We start from the raw sequence: 14,539 nt of genomic DNA, 5'->3' as shown, positions 1-14,539 counted from the left end.
GGAGGACCGCCGGGATCGTCGGCTCGCGGCGGTCCGGTGGACATCTGGGATCGTACCGACTGGTCGGTATGCCGTCCAGATTCCCGAGCGGCCCGGATGGTCCTTTCCGGGCCGGGGTGCGCCACCGTCGGTGCCGGCCGCGTTGACGGCCGCCCGCGTCCGCGCCTACGCTCTGGACTTATGGGTGAACGGTATTCACATATGCGGACTGCGGGCGGACTCGACGAGACCGGGGGCCTCACGGTCGCCCAAGTCCGGCTTACCCCCATCCTCATCACCGACCCGCCGCTGCTCAACACCCAGGGCGTCCACCAGCCGTACACCCCGCGACTCATCATCGAGGTCGTCACCGCCGACGGTACGACCGGGGTCGGTGAGACCTACGGGGACACGCGGTATCTCGACCTCGCCGCACCGCTGGCCACAGCACTGCCGGGCCACGCGGTCAGCGATCTGAACGGACTCTTCGCCCTCGCCGAGCAGGTCTGCGGCGACCCGGCCGAGGTCTCCGACTCGGTGGACGTCGGCGGCCTGCGCGGCGTCCAGACCGCCGACAAGCTGCGCCTCTCGGTCATCTCCGGCTTCGAGGTGGCCTGCCTCGACGCCCTCGGCAAGGCGCTCGGCCTGCCGGTGCACGCGCTGCTCGGCGGCAAGGTCCGCGACAGCGTCGACTACAGCGCCTACCTCTTCTACCGGCTCGCCGCCCACCCCCAGGGCCTGGGCGAGTCCGACGACTGGGGCGCCGCCCTCGACCCGGCGGGTGTGGTCGCCCAGGCCCGCCGATTCGCCGACACCTACGGCTTCGCCTCCTTCAAGCTCAAGGGCGGCGTCTTCCCGCCCGAGGAGGAGATCGCCGCCGTACGCGCGCTCGCCGAGGCGTTCCCCGGGCAGCCGGTGCGGCTCGACCCCAACGGGGCCTGGTCGGTGGAGACCTCGCTCGCGGTGGCCCGCGAGATCGGCGACATCCTGGAGTACCTGGAGGACCCCGCCAGCGGCACCGACCGGATGGCGCGGGTCGCGGCCGGCAGTGGCGTACCCCTGGCCACCAACATGTGCGTGACGACCTTCCAGGAGATCGAGGAGGCCTTCACCCGCAAGGCCGTCCAGGTGGTGCTCTCCGACCACCACTACTGGGGCGGGCTGCGCAACACCCAGCAACTCGCCGCGATCTGCCGGACGTTCGGCGTCGGCCTGTCCATGCACTCCAACACCCACCTGGGCATCAGCCTGGCCGCCATGACCCATGTCGCGGCCACCGTGCCCAACCTCGACTACGCCTGCGACACCCACTACCCCTGGCAGACCGAGGACGTCATCACCGAGCGGCATGTCTTCACCGACGGCCGGCTCACCGTCTCCGACCGGCCGGGCCTCGGCGTCGAACTCGACCGTGACGCACTCGCCGCGCTGCACCGGCGCTGGCTGGACGACGACGGGTCGATGCGTGACCGCGACGACGCGGCGGCGATGCGCAGGGCCGACCCGCGGTGGCGGACGCCGACCGTACCCCGCTGGTAGGACCCGTTTCCCCCGCCTAGGGTGTGTTTTAGAAGTCCCTCCCCCAGCTACCGCTGGGAGGTGCCCCCAGTCTCACGGCGCCTGGCACGCACGCTCGCTGCGTTGTCGGGCTCGTCCGAGTAGGCCCACTACGAGGACGACCTCCCCCAGCTACCGCTGGGGGTGCCCCCACCGCCCTTGCGATCTGGGGGTACCCCCGGACGAAGTCTGGGGGAGCACCAGACGCCGTGAGCCCCGCCCTGCGGGCGGACGACGCTACTTCTAAAACACGCCCCAGTCGCCCGGAGGAGGACGGCGGTTCTCGCGGTCCGGCCTCAGCGCGGGTCGTCGGGCCGCCGCTCGCCGGGGAGCGCGTCCAGGATCCGCTGGACGATGTCCGCCGCGCCGCCCTCGACGGACACCACCACACCCGCCTCGCCGGGTCGCAGCGGCTCCAGGGCCTCGAACTGGGACCTGAGCAGCTCCGGCGGCATGAAATGCCCGGTCCTGGCGGCCAGCCGGGCGGCGATGAGCCGCGGTGAGCCGTCCAGATGGACGAAGAAGAGCCCGGGTGCCGGCAGGTCCAGCCGCAGCCGGTCCCGGTAGCGGTGGCGCAGCGCCGAGCAGCTCACCACACCGCCCCGGTCGCCGCGCCCGGCGATCCACTCGGCGATGGCGTCGAGCCAGGGCGCGCGGTCGGCGTCGTCGAGCGGCCGGCCCGCGGCCATCTTGGCGATGTTGGCCGGCGGGTGGAAGTCGTCGGCCTCCGCGTAGGGGACGCCGAGCCGCTCCGCGAGCAGCCCGCCCACCGTGGACTTGCCCGAGCCGGAGACCCCCATGACGACGATCACGGGAAGCGTCACGGGTGCGGCGGTCATCTCGCTCGTATCTCCTTCTGCGGGTCTGCGGGTCAGTCGGTGCGCGGGTTGGCGGGTGCTCGGGTCTGCGGGTGGCCGGGTCTGCGGGTCCGCGGTGGACAAGTAGCCAAGATAACGAGAGCCGGTCCGGCCGTTCCGTCCGCCCCGGCCGCGGACCCGAGCGGGCCACGACGCGCCGCCACGACTCGCCACCACGGCAGAGGGCCTCGTGACCACCCGTGGGCGGTCACGAGGCCCTCTGCCATACGGCCGGGCTACCGGGCTAGCGGGAGTTCAGCACCCCGCGGTCAGTGGTGGCCGCCGAGGTGACGACGGCCGTACGACTCGGTGTCCACCAGGTGCCCGCGGTTGTCGCGGAGCGTGGCCGTGTCCGACGAGCTGTCCCACACGTGGTTGCGGCGGTTCTGGTACACGTCGCGCGTGGTGTCCCAGCCGGTCCCGCTGTGCACCCGCACCGACTGGTGGCCGGCCAGCCGCAGGTGGAAGGAGTAGCGGTTGCCGTCGGAGTCGCTCAAGGTCCAGCCGTTCAGGTCGGCCGTACGACGGCTCTCGTTGGTGACGGTCACCCACTCGTCGTTCAGTGACCGGTTGCCGCGGGCGCCGAACCTGCTCTCCTGGTGGATCTGCCCCAGCACCACCGAGGCGCGGGTGGGCAGTTGACGCGATGGCAGCTCACGGGAGTGCTGGTGCGCGGAACGCTCGTGGTCGCGGTGGTGGTCGGCGGCGGCCGCGGGCAGGGCCGCGGCGGCCAGGAGGGCGACGGAAGCCAGAGCGGTGGAGGTCAGACGGGCGGTGATACGGGACACGAGAGTCTCCCTTTTTCGAGTGCGGGCTCCCGGCGGTGTGCCGAGGAGCACTACTCCACTCACTCTCGGGGCCCGTGGCGAAGAGACCCGGCCTACGTTACGAAATCAGGACATATCAGGAACAGTTGATTGCATGGATCACGGAACGCCCGCCCGGGCGCGTCGCCCCCCTGCGCCTCCGGTGGCCGCCACCCCGTCCACCGCAGGCTTCCCGCGGCGACGCAAGGGGGCCGGCCGCCGCCCCGATCGGTTCCGTCGCGCCGCGCGCCACCCCGAACGCCACGCCGACGCCCATCCCTTCGTCGAAACCGGTACGTAACAGCCGATAATGACGCGAAGACGTGAACCGGCGCCGGCGTTCTCGCCCACCCCGCCCACCTAGCTCGCTCTGCTCGCCTTGACCAGGTCCCCGGGCGGGACCTCGCTCAGCCCTCGCTGTGGACCAGCAGGACCGACACCGGGGAGTTCTTCGCGACACCGCGGCTCACGCTCGTGTGCAGCAGGGCGGCGATACCGCTGTAGTGACCGGGGCCGACGGCGATCAGGTCGCTGCCGAGCGCCTCCGCGCGCTCCACGAGAATCGCGGCCAGGTCCTCCCGCAGACCCTCGTCCACCTCACCGTCGGCGGTGATGCCGTCCGCCCGCAGCCGGGCGACGGCCGCGTCCACGACCTGCCGGCCCTCGGCACTCTCCTCCACCGGTACGACGCTGCCGCCGGTGAGGCCGCCGGAGATGATCTGCGAGGGGAGGACGTGGATGACATGGACCTCCGCGCCGGTCAGCTTGGCGAGGGAGGTCACCGCGTCCAGCACGGCCGTGCCGTGGGATGAGTTGTCGACGGCGGTGAGGATCTTCTTGTACATGGGATCAACTTCCTTGTCCGAAGGGCGTCTCACGACAGGCAGCGCTGCCGTTCGCACCCCGGCGGCCCCGCCGTTGGAATCAGCCCCCGGGACCGGGAATCGATTCCCCGATCCGCTGTGAAGGAGGCCACTTCGAAGGGTGCCCCGAAAGGCCCGCTCTCAGAAGATCAGCACCGCGCCGAACACCGCGAGCGCCATCGTGCAGCCCACGACCGACAAGGCCGCCCGCGCGGACAGGCCGGCCGGCCGCGCCGCCCCCAGCCGCAGCATCCGCCGCTGGGTGAGCCACAGAAAGGCGACGAAGGCGAAGGCCGCGAGACCGACCACCGTCGCCCGCAGCACCCCGCCGTCGCTCCGCAGCCCCTGACGGACGACGAGCAGCTCGACGACCGCCCAGGAGAGGGTCGTACGCCGCCAGGCCAGCCGGGTCCGCTCCGGCTGCAACCCGCGATCGCGCCGCGTCTCGACCGGCTCGGGCGCCGGCCCGCCCGTCGCCGCCGGCCTCCGCGAGGGTCCCGGGGCCGCGGCCGGATCCTGTCCCGCGCCGCTCATCCCGCCCAGCCGACCGCGACGACCACCACCATGACGACGGCTAGGATGACGATCAGCAGCGCGAGCGCGGTGGGGAAGCGGGAGACGGGCAGGTCGGCGCCCCGGCGGATCGCCCGCTCGCTGCGGATCCAGTGGTTGACGGCCCGCAGGGTGCAGGCGACGCCGCCGAGCAGCAGCACGAGCGCCAGCAGCGCCCGGACCCAGTGGGTGAGGTGGTCGGTGAGGAACTGGTCGACCGCGAAGCCGCCGCCGATCAGCGACAGGGCGGTGCGGATCCAGGCGAGGAAGGTGCGCTCGTTGGCCAGCGAGAAGCGGTAGTCGGGGGTCGCCCCCTCCTCGTGCACGGCGGCCGGCGTGAACCACAGCCGTACCGACTCCCGGACCCCGCGCAGCCCGCCCGCATCGCTCACCCGCCCACCCTAACCAGGCTCGTCCTTCCCCACCCGGCGGCCCGCCCGTCCTCCCTACCCGGCGGCCCGCCCGGCGCGCCACTCCAGCAGCCTGCGGTACGCCGCCAGGCCGTCGGGGACGAACTCCCATTCCCCGAGCCGCGCGGTCAGCTCGTCGTCGGTGAGGAACGTGTGCCACGCCACCTCCTCCGGCTGCGGCGACACCGGCAGAGTGCAGCGCACCTGGTAGACGGCCGACCACCACGCGTACGGACCGTCCTCGTAGAGGAAGCGGAAGAGCGGCTCGGGGCGGGGCAGCCCGGTGACCCCCAACTCCTCCTCGGCCTCCCGCAGAGCCGCCTCGTCGTAGCTCTCCCCGGCGCCGACCACACCACCGACGAACATGTCGTAGTACGAGGGAAAGACCAGCTTCCGGGCGGTTCTGCGATGCACGAAGATCCGGTCCTCGGCGTCGCGGGCCAGGATGAACGCGCAGCGGTGGCGCAGCCCCCTGGCGTACGCCTCGCCGCGCGCCGACTGCCCGATGACGTTGTCGTGCTCGTCGACGATGTCGATGATCTCGCCGCTGGACAGCGGCTCCCCGGTGTCCCCGGCCGCCGGACGCTCGCTGCCAGGGCCCGCGTCGCTGCCCGCGCTCGCGTCGTCGCTCGTACCCGCGTCGCCGCTCGTACCGCTCCTCTGTCCGCCGCTCATACGCCGATTCAACCACCGGACCGCTGCCGTGCACCCGCCGTGCCGCGTGCTGGGCTTGCGCGGCGCGGGCACCGGCAAGATGATCGTGCGGTCGGTAGCCCGGGGGAGAAGTGACGGGAGCGCACGGTGATCGCTACGACGGGTGGGCGCCGCGAGCCGCTGCGGATCGCCAACTGCTCCGGCTACTACGGCGACCGGCTCGCGGCCGCCCGGGAGATGGTCGAGGGCGGCCCCATCGACGTCCTCACCGGTGACTACCTGGCCGAACTGACCATGCTGCTGCTGTGGAAGGCCAGGCAGCGCGACCCCGACGGCGGCTACGCGGTCTCCTTTCTCGCCCAGCTGCGGGACGTGCTCGGCACCTGTCTCGACCGGGGTATCAAGATCGTGGTCAACGCGGGCGGCCTCAACCCCGCCGGGCTCGCCCGCAAGGTGCGCGAACTCGCCGCGCTCGGCGGCCTGCACCCCTCCGTCGCACATGTCGAGGGCGACGACCTGCTGGACCGGCTGCCCGAACTCCAGGCCTCGGGGCACGACTTCGCGCATCTGGCGACCGGTCTGCCGCTGGCCGGCTCCGGCGTGCGGCCGGTCACCGCCCATGCCTATCTGGGCGGTTGGGGGATCACCGAGGCGCTCCGGGCCGGCGCCGACGTGGTGATCTGCGGCCGTGTCACCGACGCGTCGCTGGTCGTCGGACCGGCCGCCTGGGCCTTCGACTGGGCGCCCGACGACTGGAACCGGCTGGCCGGCGCGGTCACCGCGGGCCACATCATCGAGTGCGGCACCCAGGCGACCGGCGGCAACTACTCCTTCTTCACCGAGATCCCCGACCCGGTGCACCCCGGCTTCCCGATCGCCGAGCTGCACGCCGACGGCTCCAGCGTCATCACCAAGCACCCCGGCACCGGCGGCGCGGTCACCGTCGGCACCGTGACCGCCCAACTCCTCTACGAGATCGCCGAGCCCGCCTACCTCAACGCGGACGTGGTGGCCCGCTTCGACACCGTGACGCTCACCCAGCAGGGCCCCGACCGGGTGGCCGTCTCGCCGGTCGGCGGCGAACCCGCGCCCACCACCCTCAAGGTGTGCCTCAACCACCTGGGCGGCTACCGCAACTCCGCCACCTTCGTGCTGACCGGCCTCGACCTCGACGCCAAGGCCGACTTCGCCGAGGCGACGCTGCTCGACGCCACCGGCGGCCCTTCTCGTTTCGCGGGCTACGAGCTGCGCCGCGAGCACGGCGGCGAGAGCGACCGGCTCACCGTGACCGTCAAGGATCCCGACCAGGAGAGGGTGGGCCGGGGCTTCTTCGCCGCCGTGGCCGGCACCGCGCTGGCCGGCTACCCCGGCCTCTATCTGGAGCACACCGCGCCGAAAGCAACCGAGTACGGCGTCTACTGGCCGGCGCTGATCGCCGCGGACCAGGTGACCGCCGCCACGGTTCTCGACGACGGCACCCGGCTGCCGATACCCCGCCCGCCCACCGGGTCCCGGGCCGAGCCCGCCCCGGTTCCCGGCACCCGCCCGGCGGCCGTACCGCCGGTGCCGGTCCCGCCGCCGACCGCCGAGCCGGAGAGCGCCGGCCGCCCCGAGCGCCCCGAGGCGCCGGAGAGCCGAACCGTCCGGCTGCCGCTCGGCACCCTCGTCGGCGCCCGCTCCGGCGACAAGGGCGGCGACGCCAACGTGGGACTGTGGGCCGCCGACGACGACACCTACGCCTGGCTGCGCGCCTACCTCGATGTGACCCGGCTCCGCGACCTCCTGCCGGAGACCGCGAAACTGCCGGTGAGCCGCTATGAACTGCCCAATCTGCGGGCGCTGAACTTCGTGGTGCACGGCCTGCTCGGCGCCGGCGTAGCCGCCTCGACCAGCGCGGACCCGCAGGCCAAGGCGCTGGGCGAGCGACTGCGGGGGCGACAGGTCGACATTCCGGAGAGCTTGCTCGGCTGATCCGCTGATGTGCTGGTCCCCCGATCCCCGGCGCCTTGCCCGGCCGCACCTCAGGGCGGTCGGGCCGCGGTTTCCCGGCGCGGTCGCTTGACTCGGCGGGACACCCTGGGAGGATCCATGTCCGCACCCGGAGAGATCTCGACCGCGGTCGCGGGCGCCGGATCTGCCGTTCGGCGAGGTGCGAGAGGGGTCGCAGACGATGTCCGAGCCAGCCGCCACGTCCGAGACGGCCGCCCCGCCGCCCGACGCATCCGTGATCATCGGCGGCACGCCGGGTACGTTCGCCCGCGGTGTGCTGACCGAGCGCCATCCGGCCCTGATCCGGCAGGTCCGTGACGCTTTCCCGTATCCGCCGGAGCGGCTGCACGCCTTGGACGCCCTGCTCGCCGAGATCGCGGGCGGATCGATCGCGCCGCTCCCCGCCGGTGCCCACGACGCCGAGCAGTGGGCGCGGTGGGGGAGGGCGTACGTCGGGCGGTCGTGGTTCGAGGTGCCGTTCCTGTGGGCGGAGAGCTACTTCTACCGGCGTCTGCTGGACGCCGTCGGCTACTTCGCGCCAGGCCCCTGGCAGGGCATCGACCCGTTCGGCCCCTTCAAGCGGGCCGAGTTGGCCGGTGACGCCGTGGCCGGCGAGCTGGCCGCGCTGGACGAGCTGACCCAACTGCCCGCTGAGGAAGGAGACATGGCGGTGCTGCACGGCGCGTTGTGGGGGAACCGGGCTGACTTGGGCTTCCGTATCTCCTCGGGCGAGGTCGCGGACGGCACCGGCCGGCTCCTGGTGGACGACGGCGCCCGGCTGTGGCGGCACCTGGACGCCGATCCTGACGGCACGGTCCACATCCTCGCGGACAACGCCGGCCGCGAGCTGGTCGCCGACCTGATCCTGATCGACCACCTCCTGCACACCCACCGGGCCGGGCGCGTACTGCTGCACCTCAAGCCGTATCCGTACTTCGTCTCCGACGCGACCACGGCCGACGTGGTGGACTGCGTGCGCCGGATCGCGCGGGCACCGGGGCGGGCCGGCCGGATCGGCGCCCGGCTGTGGCAGGCGATGAACCAGGACCGGCTGTCGCTGCGGTCGCCCTCCTTCGCCCGCGCGCCGCTCCCGTACGCGGACCTGCCCGACGACCTGCGGGCCGACCTCGCGACCGCCACCCTCACCATCGCCAAGGGCGACCTCAACTACCGCCGCCTGGTGGGCGATCGGCACTGGCCGGCCACCGCCTCCTTCGCCGCCCTCACCGCCGACTTCCCCGGCGGGCCGCTGGTGGCGCTGCGCACGCTCAAATCGGACGTGGTGACCGGCCTGGATCCGACGGCCCTGGCCGCCCTCGACGGCAGCGGTGAGAAGTGGCGGACGAGCGGGAGCTACGCGGTGATCCAGATGCGTCCGGGGCCGGGGCGGGCCTGACGTTTGCGGCGGTCCGGTCCGAGGCTTCCGGCCCGGACCTGAGGTTTCCGTCCCGGCCGCGGGGCTTCCGTCGCCCCGGCGTTCGCGCGTCCGCGCCCGCTGGAGTGGGAAGGCAAGGGGGATTACGCAATCCTTACGGCCCTACCCCGGCGGCCCGCGCGGGAACAGCGGCCGTCACCCTGGTGTTCGATCCGATGAGCAGGAGGCGACATCATGTCGAACACCCAGAAGGTTCAGGATCCCGACGCGGCCGCGCGGCACGCCCGGTTCGGCGCGCTCCCGAAGCGCGTCCGCCTGGAGGACACCGTCCAGGAGCTGCCCGCCACCGTGCCGGACCCGTCGAGGGACACCTACCGGGCCGATGAGTGGCTGGTCCGCAACGCGTTGTGAGTCCGGGTGTTGCCGGTCGGGTGATCGCGTAGGCCGGGCGTGGCGGCCGGGGTGCCCCGTAGACTCGACAGCCGGTCGCCACGGGGGCGGACGACGGTCCGGGAGGAAAGCGCCATGAGTGGACAACCCTCGACATTGATCTACGACCAGCTCGTCTCCGAGCGCGGCGACATACCCGCCCAGGTGCGGGCGGCGGCCGAGGAGATAGCCCGCCATCTGGAGCGGGATCTGGGCAGGATCGCGGAGCCGCCGGGATCGGACCGCGCGGCCGGGAAGTGGTTCCGCTGAACAGACCATGAGGCCGCCCGGAGTGGTTTCGGCCGAGTCTTTACCCGGCTTTACCGAGCGATGTCCTTCGGGGGGCCCTCCGCGCCCTCGCGAATTCCGCCCGGCCCCCGGCGAATTTGCCGTACAACCCGGGCACCCCCCTCTCCGCGCCCTCTCCGCGCCGCCGGGAGCCCGCTCGCGGCCGGCCCGCCGAAGCGTCGTGGCAGGTCACCGCGGTTCGATCCAGGTGCGTCCAGGCTTTTGCCGGAACCGGTCGGCGGGCGGAAAAAACGGGTCGATCTTTTTGCAGAGCCAGAACACATCGTTGCCCAAGCGGTGACATTCGCGGAGTCATCATTGGCTTCTGCCGAGGGCAAAGGGCTCGCGGGGGTAGAGGGGCGTGACCATGGAAGCCGATGTGCTCCGCAAGGCGATATTTCTGCTACGGGACTGCCGCGAGTCGGAGCAGCAGGTGGTGAACCGGCTCAAGGACTACTTCCCGGAGCTGCCGGCCGGCGACCGCGAGATGTACGTCAGCCAGGCGTGGGACCTGGTGCACGGAACGCATCCGGCGATCTGACTCCCCGGACGGCCGCGCGTCGGGGGATGATCGGTACATGAGCAACCTCGATGTGAGACCCGCGGCCACCGTGACCGGCGGACGCGAGGACGTGTCCGCCGCCCCGGTCCACGAGCTGCTCACCGCGCGCACCGTGCCGCTCGGCGAGGCCACCGTCGTGCGCCGGCTGCTCCCGAACCTCGGCCGCCGGATGGTCGGCGCCTGGTGCTTTGTCGATCATTACGGGCCTGATGACATCGCCGACGAGCCCGGCATGCGGGTGCCGCCCCACCCGCACATGGGCCTTCAGACGGTGAGCTGGCTGCACGACGGCGAGGTGCTGCACCGGGACAGTCTCGGCAGCGAGCAGACGGTACGCCCCCGCGAGCTCGGCCTGATGACCTCCGGACGGGCCATCGCGCACAGCGAGCAGTCGCCGCGCGACCACGCCCGCTTTCTGCACGGCGCCCAGCTGTGGGTGGCCCTCCCGGACGCGCACCGGCACCGGGACCCCGCCTTCGAGCACCACGCGGCACTCCCCGAGGTCACGGGCGGCAACGGTCTGCGCGCCACCGTCATCCTCGGCGAACTCGACGGCGCGCGCTCCCCGGGCACCGTCTACTCCCCGCTCGTCGGCGCCGACCTCACCCTGGCGGCCGGCACCTCGGCCCGCCTCCCGCTCCAGCGCGACTTCGAGTACGCGGTCCTCACCATGTCCGGCGCCGCCGAGGCCGACGGCGTCCGCCTCCCGCCCGACTCGATGCTCTACCTCGGCTGCGGACGCGACACCCTCCCCCTCACCGCCGACGTCGACAGCTCCCTCCTGCTGCTGGGCGGCGAGCCCTTCGAGGAGCGGATCGTCATGTGGTGGAACTTCATCGGCCGCTCCTCGGACGAGATCGTCCAGGCCCGCGAGGACTGGTCCACCGGCCCCCGCTTCGGCACCGTCCAAGGCTTCGACGGCCCCCGCCTCCCCGCCCCCACCCTCCCCCCAACCCCCCTGAAACCCCGCGGCCGCACGCGCTGACCAGCCCTTTCGCCTTCGCTGAGCAGACGACCGTCAACGGGCGGCGGGTGAGCCGCAGTTCGGAGCCTGGCCGACCCTGTCGGACCCCCACATCGCCCACACCGCGCGCAGCTGGCCGACACGCCTCGGCCTGGTCGCGGCCGGACTGGGCATCACGGTCATCCCCGACCTGGCCCTACCGGCCCTGCCGACGGGCGTACGAGCCGTGGCCGTCACCGACACCTACTGGCCCGGCCGCGCGACCGTCGCCGTGACCCGGCCGCACCCCTCCGCTCAGACACAGGCGATGGTGACAGCCCTGCAGAACCAGGCTGCCCGCCTGCGGGAACCGCCTGAGGACTCCTAGACGAGTTGATCCGAAGTTTCGGCCCGTCAAAGGGGCGAGGGTGTCCAAGATTCGTCTGTGACGACAGACCTGAGCACCCTCCTTCGTGAAGGTAGCGGTGGGCGGTGGCCTGCGAGACGCCGTCGTCGCGGGCCAGACAGTGCCTTTTGGACATCTGCTGTCCGAGCTGTCACGCCGAGTCGCTGCGGCTGGTGAAGGTCACTCCGCGGCGATGCGGAGATGATCGAGCCAGGCCTTAAGTGATCCGTCCAGCGCGGTCTGCATGCCCACGACGTCGGCGGTCACTGGGGCGCCGCTCCAGGACTCTTCGGTGTCGACCTGCACCCCGCCGTCGACCGGGGTGAATGTCCAGGCGTGGATTCCCGTGATGCCTTCGCTGGGTCCGCCCCACAACGTGTGTCGTTGTGGCTCCACCTGGTAGACGGTGGAGGAGATGGTGAGGTTGTAGGTCTCCCATGTGAAGGTCGCACCGGGCCGGAAGCCGTCTTCCAGGTGTGACCGGTCGATCGCCTTCTGCCAGCTAGGCCACGCGTTGACATCGGTGTGCAGCCGCCACAGAGTTCCGATGGGGGCGGCGATCACGATGCTGTGCCTGGAGATGACGGGTGCTTGCTGGTCGATGCCGTTTACGTTCACGGTCGCGCCTCCTTGGATGAGTTGAGCGCTGCGCGGCGACAGCGGCTCGGGTCGCCATGCCGGCCAGCCACTCGCAGGAACGTCCCCGGTGTCTGCTGGCGGAGTCAGTTGCTTGTGGATGCCGTGTTTGTGGATGCGCTGGTCGCGGCGACGCGGGGTGCGCGAGAGTTGGCCTGCCCGCGGAGGAGTACGGAGACGACGGCGAGTTGCCAGATGACGATGGTGTAGACGGAGCCGCGTTCGATCGCACCCGAGGGCAGACCCGCACCGAAGGTGATGAAGAGAGCGGTTACGGAGACCAGGCCGAATGCTCCGACGACGATGCTGACGAGGCCGATCAGTCGCGTCTCGAGAATCTTTCGCCAGTGTATGCCCAGGACGAGGGCAAGCACGTTCCCGCCGACGATTGCCAGCGTTGCTCCGGTGAAGTGCAGGGGAAGCGTGCCGTTCTGCTGCGCCTGGAGAGAGCCGTGAAAGGTTCCGACAAGGATGTAGCCGATCATGGTCACGATCCCCGTCACGGCGGTGAAGGTACGCCGCCCGCTGATCGTCCGCGATAGCAGCACTGTGGCGATCCCGAAGAGGAGGCCCTGAACGATGAATCCGGTGTTCATGACGACGTGCAGCGGTGAGTTGAGTTCACGGCCTTGGAACACGCCGCTCGTTGCGGATCCGAGGTCGCTGATCCAGTTGTCGGCGTAGCTGTAGCTAGGCGATTTCCACGCCGCGGCCGTGATCGCTTCGGCAGCGAGATAGATCGCCGGGCCCAGGATGAAGGTGGCGGCGGCGAGGGGGCGGAGCAATTTCATGATGTTTGCCATCTCTGTCGGGACAACTCATTGGTCGGTCACTGCACGGCTCCGGGCAGGCGCTGAACGTCTACTCGACGAGCTGACCCGCCGAAATGATCGGGTTGCGCCGGTACGGGTACTTCATGTGCGACGGCTGGCTCACTGGAAGGGTTCATGAGCCACCCGGCGCAGCCGGGAGCTTCATTGGTAGGGATCGGGGCGCCAGTCGTCGTTCGAACCAGAGGTGGGCCAGGACTATCAGGGCCAGGTAGATCACGAGCGTTCGACCGCTAACGGCGGTGGCGAGCAGGCCAAGCAGGAGCGGCGCCGCGATGCCGGTGGTGACCCGTGAGGTCGTCCTGGGCAGGTCGGAGCTGTGGCTGGCGACGCCGGTGACCACGCCGAGGGTGAAGTAGGCCGCAACCACGCCGCACAGCAGCCAGCGAACATGCTCGGGCAGTGGGTCGGAGCCGTGCCTGACCACCAGAGAGAGCGGTACGGCGATGGCGGCGACGACGCCGGTGACCAGGCAGTGCAGGCCGAGGGCGGCGCGGGTGGGGATCCGGCCGGCGCGCAGGTGCGGCAGGCCGGCGTAGCCAAAGACGACGGACAAGCCGAACATGCCGGCCAGCAGAATGAAGGACGCGATCGCGGTGGCCAGCAGGCCGAGGTCGTACCGCGCCTCGCTCGCGGCGGCGACGATCTGCACCACCGATTCGCCCAGCACGATGATGACGAAGAGTCCCAGCCGCTCGGAAAGGTGGGCCGGATCGACCGATACCCCGTGGATGACCGGTCCCATGCCGTCGGGGCTGACTCCTGATCGTGACCGACGCCGGGTACGTTCTGGCGCGGTGAGGTACGACTGGACCCGCTGGAGGATCCCGCTGCCGGACAGGACCAGGATCAGCAGCAGGTCAAGGCCGACTCCGGCGGCCCAGAGCGCGAGCTTCCAGTGTTCGTCGACCCAGAGCGACGCGAACCAGGGCAGCAGTCCTGCCGAATACTGCGCCACCGGGAAGTCCAGCAATACTGCGCCGCGTTGCCACGACTTGGACCCGTAGACGCGCGTGGCGACGTATGCGATCGCGAAGACGTTGAGCGGACGGATGTCGCTGCCGTGCCCGAGTACGGTGTGCGCCACGCCTGGCACGGACGCGGCCATGACCCCGAGGCCGAACATGCCGACCATCAGTCGCAGCACGCGGGTCTGGTCGGCGGCGACGTTGCCGTACAGCATGAACGTCGTCCAGGACAGCCACAGGGCCAGGAACAGCAGCGCGTAGAGACCGAGCGCCGCGGCGTCCAGTTCAGGCCTGAGCATGTGTGCCAGCGCGGACACGCCGGCCACCGCCACGAGGTCGAAGAACAGCTCCGTCCAGCTCGCGTGCCGCTCGATCGTGGTGTCTTGGGGCTCCTCGTCGATGTTCACCATCAGTGGCCGCCGGGTGGTGGGGTCG

Annotated in this window: 17 protein-coding genes; 8 read left to right on the top strand and 9 right to left on the bottom strand. The window is 71.3% G+C overall.

The annotated features are described in order from the left end of the window. Nucleotides 1-201 precede the first annotated feature (201 nt). The gene (locus tag OG519_RS06340; RefSeq protein WP_405579750.1) at nt 202-1,518 is read left to right on the top strand and encodes a glucarate dehydratase family protein; all 1,317 of its coding nucleotides are present in this window, start codon (nt 202-204) and stop codon (nt 1,516-1,518) included. Nucleotides 1,519-1,832: 314 nt separating this feature from the next. On the opposite strand, the gene OG519_RS06335 is transcribed toward OG519_RS06340, so the two are convergent. From OG519_RS06335 to OG519_RS06310, 6 genes are all read right to left on the bottom strand, one after another. After that, a complete protein-coding gene (locus tag OG519_RS06335; RefSeq protein ID WP_405579748.1) occupies nt 1,833-2,375 on the bottom strand; it encodes a gluconokinase in 543 nt (180 codons plus the stop codon). Between the two features lie 287 nt (nt 2,376-2,662). Then, nucleotides 2,663-3,181 carry a lamin tail domain-containing protein gene (locus OG519_RS06330; protein ID WP_405579745.1) on the bottom strand — a complete coding sequence of 173 codons (519 nt, stop codon included), beginning with the start codon at nt 3,179-3,181 and terminating at the stop codon, nt 2,663-2,665. Between the two features lie 425 nt (nt 3,182-3,606). Continuing rightward, nucleotides 3,607-4,044: a universal stress protein gene (locus tag OG519_RS06325; RefSeq protein ID WP_405579742.1), complete on the bottom strand. Its 438-nt coding sequence runs from the start codon at nt 4,042-4,044 to the stop codon at nt 3,607-3,609. A 159-nt stretch (nt 4,045-4,203) separates the two neighbouring features. Continuing rightward, complete coding sequence (locus OG519_RS06320; protein ID WP_405579739.1) at nt 4,204-4,596, bottom strand: DUF202 domain-containing protein; 393 nt, start codon at nt 4,594-4,596, stop codon at nt 4,204-4,206. Next, complete coding sequence (locus OG519_RS06315) at nt 4,593-5,006, bottom strand: YidH family protein (RefSeq protein ID WP_405579737.1); 414 nt, start codon at nt 5,004-5,006, stop codon at nt 4,593-4,595. The genes OG519_RS06320 and OG519_RS06315 overlap by 4 nt, the downstream gene beginning before the upstream one ends. 54 nt (nt 5,007-5,060) lie before the next feature. Then, the gene (locus OG519_RS06310; protein ID WP_405579734.1) at nt 5,061-5,699 is read right to left on the bottom strand and encodes an NUDIX hydrolase; all 639 of its coding nucleotides are present in this window, start codon (nt 5,697-5,699) and stop codon (nt 5,061-5,063) included. Nucleotides 5,700-5,825: 126 nt separating this feature from the next. Here OG519_RS06310 and OG519_RS06305 point away from each other — a divergent pair, with 126 nt between their 5' ends. The 7 genes from OG519_RS06305 to OG519_RS06275 all read left to right on the top strand — a co-directional run bounded on the left by OG519_RS06305 (nt 5,826) and on the right by OG519_RS06275 (nt 11,652). Further along, on the top strand, nt 5,826-7,649 hold the full coding sequence (locus OG519_RS06305) for an acyclic terpene utilization AtuA family protein (protein WP_405579732.1): 1,824 nt from the start codon (nt 5,826-5,828) through the stop codon (nt 7,647-7,649). 199 nt (nt 7,650-7,848) lie between these two features. Next, nucleotides 7,849-9,063, top strand: a complete 1,215-nt coding sequence (locus OG519_RS06300; RefSeq protein ID WP_405579729.1) for a damage-control phosphatase ARMT1 family protein — start codon at nt 7,849-7,851, stop codon at nt 9,061-9,063. Nucleotides 9,064-9,276: 213 nt separating this feature from the next. Then, on the top strand, nt 9,277-9,453 hold the full coding sequence (locus OG519_RS06295) for a hypothetical protein (protein WP_405579727.1): 177 nt from the start codon (nt 9,277-9,279) through the stop codon (nt 9,451-9,453). Nucleotides 9,454-9,567: 114 nt separating this feature from the next. Then, nucleotides 9,568-9,741, top strand: coding sequence for a hypothetical protein (locus tag OG519_RS06290; protein ID WP_405579724.1), 174 nt, complete (start codon nt 9,568-9,570; stop codon nt 9,739-9,741). Nucleotides 9,742-10,120: 379 nt separating this feature from the next. Further along, nucleotides 10,121-10,300, top strand: coding sequence for a hypothetical protein (locus OG519_RS06285; protein WP_405593199.1), 180 nt, complete (start codon nt 10,121-10,123; stop codon nt 10,298-10,300). A gap of 37 nt (nt 10,301-10,337) precedes the next feature. After that, complete coding sequence (locus OG519_RS06280; RefSeq protein WP_405579721.1) at nt 10,338-11,306, top strand: pirin family protein; 969 nt, start codon at nt 10,338-10,340, stop codon at nt 11,304-11,306. Nucleotides 11,307-11,382: 76 nt separating this feature from the next. Continuing rightward, complete coding sequence (locus tag OG519_RS06275; protein WP_405592506.1) at nt 11,383-11,652, top strand: LysR substrate-binding domain-containing protein; 270 nt, start codon at nt 11,383-11,385, stop codon at nt 11,650-11,652. A 198-nt stretch (nt 11,653-11,850) separates the two neighbouring features. Here the strand turns inward: OG519_RS06275 and OG519_RS06270 are convergent, their stop codons facing one another. The 3 genes from OG519_RS06270 to OG519_RS06260 all read right to left on the bottom strand — a co-directional run bounded on the left by OG519_RS06270 (nt 11,851) and on the right by OG519_RS06260 (nt 14,514). Continuing rightward, the gene (locus tag OG519_RS06270) at nt 11,851-12,288 is read right to left on the bottom strand and encodes an SRPBCC family protein (protein ID WP_405579719.1); all 438 of its coding nucleotides are present in this window, start codon (nt 12,286-12,288) and stop codon (nt 11,851-11,853) included. A gap of 104 nt (nt 12,289-12,392) precedes the next feature. Further along, the gene (locus OG519_RS06265; protein ID WP_405579717.1) at nt 12,393-13,109 is read right to left on the bottom strand and encodes a DUF998 domain-containing protein; all 717 of its coding nucleotides are present in this window, start codon (nt 13,107-13,109) and stop codon (nt 12,393-12,395) included. A 142-nt stretch (nt 13,110-13,251) separates the two neighbouring features. Continuing rightward, the gene (locus OG519_RS06260; RefSeq protein ID WP_405579716.1) at nt 13,252-14,514 is read right to left on the bottom strand and encodes a low temperature requirement protein A; all 1,263 of its coding nucleotides are present in this window, start codon (nt 14,512-14,514) and stop codon (nt 13,252-13,254) included. Nucleotides 14,515-14,539: the final 25 nt, after the last annotated feature.

It is taken from the genome of Streptomyces sp. NBC_01190 (assembly GCF_045039895.1).
In the GTDB taxonomy this organism is placed as follows: domain Bacteria; phylum Actinomycetota; class Actinomycetes; order Streptomycetales; family Streptomycetaceae; genus Actinacidiphila.
The sequence above is the reverse complement of the archived record's forward strand: the minus strand, read 5'-3'. Positions and strand labels throughout refer to the sequence as shown.

Excerpts from the sequence above, each read along its gene's own strand:
- OG519_RS06260 (WP_405579716.1), bottom strand. The coding sequence starts at position 14,514 with ATGGTGAACATCGACGAGGAGCCCCAAGACACCACGATCGAGCGGCAC.
- OG519_RS06295 (WP_405579727.1), top strand. The coding sequence starts at position 9,277 with ATGTCGAACACCCAGAAGGTTCAGGATCCCGACGCGGCCGCGCGGCAC.
- OG519_RS06300 (WP_405579729.1), top strand. The coding sequence starts at position 7,849 with ATGTCCGAGCCAGCCGCCACGTCCGAGACGGCCGCCCCGCCGCCCGAC.
- OG519_RS06335 (WP_405579748.1), bottom strand. The coding sequence starts at position 2,375 with ATGACCGCCGCACCCGTGACGCTTCCCGTGATCGTCGTCATGGGGGTC.
- OG519_RS06340 (WP_405579750.1), top strand. The coding sequence starts at position 202 with ATGCGGACTGCGGGCGGACTCGACGAGACCGGGGGCCTCACGGTCGCC.
- OG519_RS06310 (WP_405579734.1), bottom strand. The coding sequence starts at position 5,699 with ATGAGCGGCGGACAGAGGAGCGGTACGAGCGGCGACGCGGGTACGAGC.
- OG519_RS06290 (WP_405579724.1), top strand. The coding sequence starts at position 9,568 with ATGAGTGGACAACCCTCGACATTGATCTACGACCAGCTCGTCTCCGAG.
- OG519_RS06265 (WP_405579717.1), bottom strand. The coding sequence starts at position 13,109 with ATGGCAAACATCATGAAATTGCTCCGCCCCCTCGCCGCCGCCACCTTC.
- OG519_RS06280 (WP_405579721.1), top strand. The coding sequence starts at position 10,338 with ATGAGCAACCTCGATGTGAGACCCGCGGCCACCGTGACCGGCGGACGC.
- OG519_RS06325 (WP_405579742.1), bottom strand. The coding sequence starts at position 4,044 with ATGTACAAGAAGATCCTCACCGCCGTCGACAACTCATCCCACGGCACG.
- OG519_RS06320 (WP_405579739.1), bottom strand. The coding sequence starts at position 4,596 with ATGAGCGGCGCGGGACAGGATCCGGCCGCGGCCCCGGGACCCTCGCGG.